At 58.5% G+C, this 2,509-nt stretch carries 2 protein-coding genes; both read left to right on the top strand.

Features of this window, described 5'->3' with window-relative positions; genetic code table 11:
- The coding region (locus tag O2N63_RS17415) for a glutamine synthetase family protein (protein WP_271055584.1) at positions 1-1,347 on the top strand (1,347 nt) is incomplete at its 5' end.
- A gap of 90 nt (positions 1,348-1,437) precedes the next feature.
- Positions 1,438-2,509, top strand: a 1,072-nt coding sequence (locus tag O2N63_RS17410) for an aldehyde dehydrogenase family protein (RefSeq protein ID WP_271055583.1), incomplete at its 3' end; no start/stop codon positions are given.

Genomic DNA, 2,509 nt, shown 5'->3' with positions numbered 1-2,509 from the left:
ACATTTGAGGCTTTGAAGTCGCAGGTGGCCTCTGGTGAGGTTGACACTGTATTGGTGTGTTTGGTTGATATGCAGGGTCGTTTGATGGGGAAACGCTTTCACGCGGGTCATTTTGTGGCTGGCGCCTATGAAGAGACCCATTGCTGCAATTATTTGCTGGCGACGGATCTTGAGATGGCGACGCCGGATGGTTACGCGTCGACCTCTTGGGAGCGGGGTTATGGCGATTACGTGATGAAGCCGGATCTGGCCACGCTGCGTCCGGTGCCGTGGCTGGACGGCACGGTGATGGTGCTTTGTGATGTATTGGATCACCATACCCATGAAGAGGTGCCGCATTCGCCACGTGCGATCCTGAAGAAGCAGGTGAACCGGCTTGAGGCGATGGGATATACGCCGATGACCGCGACCGAGCTTGAGTTCTTCCTGTTTGAGAAGAGCTTTGACGAGATCCGCAAGGAAGGCTTTCGCGATCTCGCGCCGATCTCGGGCTATAACGAAGATTATCACATCCTGCAGACCACCAAGGAAGAACATGTGATGCGGCCGATCCGCAATCACCTGTGGAATGCCGGGCTGCCGATTGAGAACTCCAAAGGTGAGGCGGAGACCGGGCAGGAGGAGCTGAATATCAAATATGCGCCTGCCATGGACACGGCGGAATATCACACGATTGCCAAACACGCGGTGAAAGAGATTGCCTGGCAGCAGGGCCATGCGGCGACCTTCCTGCCGAAATGGCATCACGACAAGGTGGGGTCATCAAGCCATGTGCACCAGTCGCTGTGGCAGGATGGGCAGAATGTGTTTTTTGACCCGTCGGATGATCTGGGCATGTCGGGGCTGATGAAACACTACATGGCGGGGCTTTTGAAATACGCGCCGGATTACACCTATTTCATGGCGCCTTATATCAACAGCTACAAGCGCTTCATGAAAGGCACCTTTGCGCCGACCCGGATCATCTGGTCGGTGGACAATCGAACGGCGGGCTATCGCCTTTGTGGTGACGGAACCAAGGCGGTGCGGGTGGAGTGCCGTATTCCGGGTTCAGACATGAACCCCTATCTGGCGATGGCTGGAATGCTTGCGGCAGGGATTGCCGGAATTGAAGAGGGTCTGGAATTGCAGCCACCCACCAAGGGCGATGTCTATCAGGGCGAGACCGGGATGATCCCGGGGAACCTGCGCGCGGCGCGCGATGCGCTGCATGGATCTGCAATGCTGCGGGCCGCGATGGGGGATGAGACGGTGGACCACTATGTGCGTGCTGCGGAGGTGGAGATCGAGGATTTTGACCGCGTGGTGACGGACTATGAGATCGCGCGTGGGTTTGAGCGGGCGTGATTGGGTGAGGTTGGGGGCTCTGCCCCCAAACCCCCGGGATATTTGCAGTCAGAAGAAAAGGGCGTGCGCCCTCGGAATTGGAGAACTGGCATGGGTCAGATGTTGAGATGTGTCTCACCGATTGATGGGTTGGTGTTTGCGGAACGTGAGGTTCTGTCGCGGGACGATGCCTTTGCGGCGGCGGAGCGGGCGAAGGATGCCCAAGTGGGTTGGGCGGCGCGGCCTTTGGCAGAACGGGTGGAGCTCGTGATGGCCGGTGTGGCTGCCGTCGGCGCGATGAACGATGAGATTGTGCCGGAGCTGGCCCAGATGATGGGGCGACCGGTGCGTTACGGGGGTGAGTTTGGCGGGTTTAATGAACGTGCCAGTCATATGGCGTCGATTGCCGAAACGTCTTTGGCGGATATTGCAGTGGGTGAGGATGCGAGCTTCAAACGCTATATCAAGCGCGTGCCGCATGGGGTGGTGTTTGTGGTGGCGCCCTGGAATTACCCATATATGACGGCGATCAACACGGTGGCGCCGGCGTTGATTGCGGGCAATACGGTGGTGTTGAAACATGCCACCCAGACCCTGCTGGTGGGCGAGCGGATGGCGGCGGCGTTCCATGCGGCGGGCATTCCCGAGGACGTATTCCAGAATGTCTTTCTGTCCCATGATGTGACCAATGATCTGATCGCAGGCAACGCCTTTGACTTTGTGAACTTCACCGGATCGGTGGGCGGTGGTCAGGCGATGGAACGGGCTGCGGCTGGCACCTTTACCGGGGTTGGCACCGAGCTTGGTGGCAAGGATCCGGGTTACGTGATGGAAGATGCCGATCTGGATGCGGCGGTGGAGACGCTGATTGACGGGGCGATGTTCAACGCGGGGCAATGTTGCTGCGGGATCGAGCGGATCTATGTGCATGAGAGTCTTTATGACGCCTTTGTCGATAAGGCGGTGGCGATCGTGAAGGGGTATAAGCTGGGCAACCCGCTGGATCCGGAAACGACGATGGGGCCGATGGCCAATGTGCGTTTTGCCGATGAGGTGCGGGCGCAGATCTCTGAGGCCCTGGCAGATGGGGCTGTGGCCCATATTGATCCCTTCGCCGAGGATGACGGCGGTGCTTACCTGACCCCGCAGATCCTGACTGATGTAACCCATGAGATGCGGGTGA

The organism is Aliiroseovarius salicola (assembly GCF_027891095.1).
Taxonomy (GTDB): Bacteria; Pseudomonadota; Alphaproteobacteria; order Rhodobacterales; family Rhodobacteraceae; genus Aliiroseovarius; species Aliiroseovarius salicola.
The sequence above is the reverse complement of the archived record's forward strand: the minus strand, read 5'-3'. Positions and strand labels throughout refer to the sequence as shown.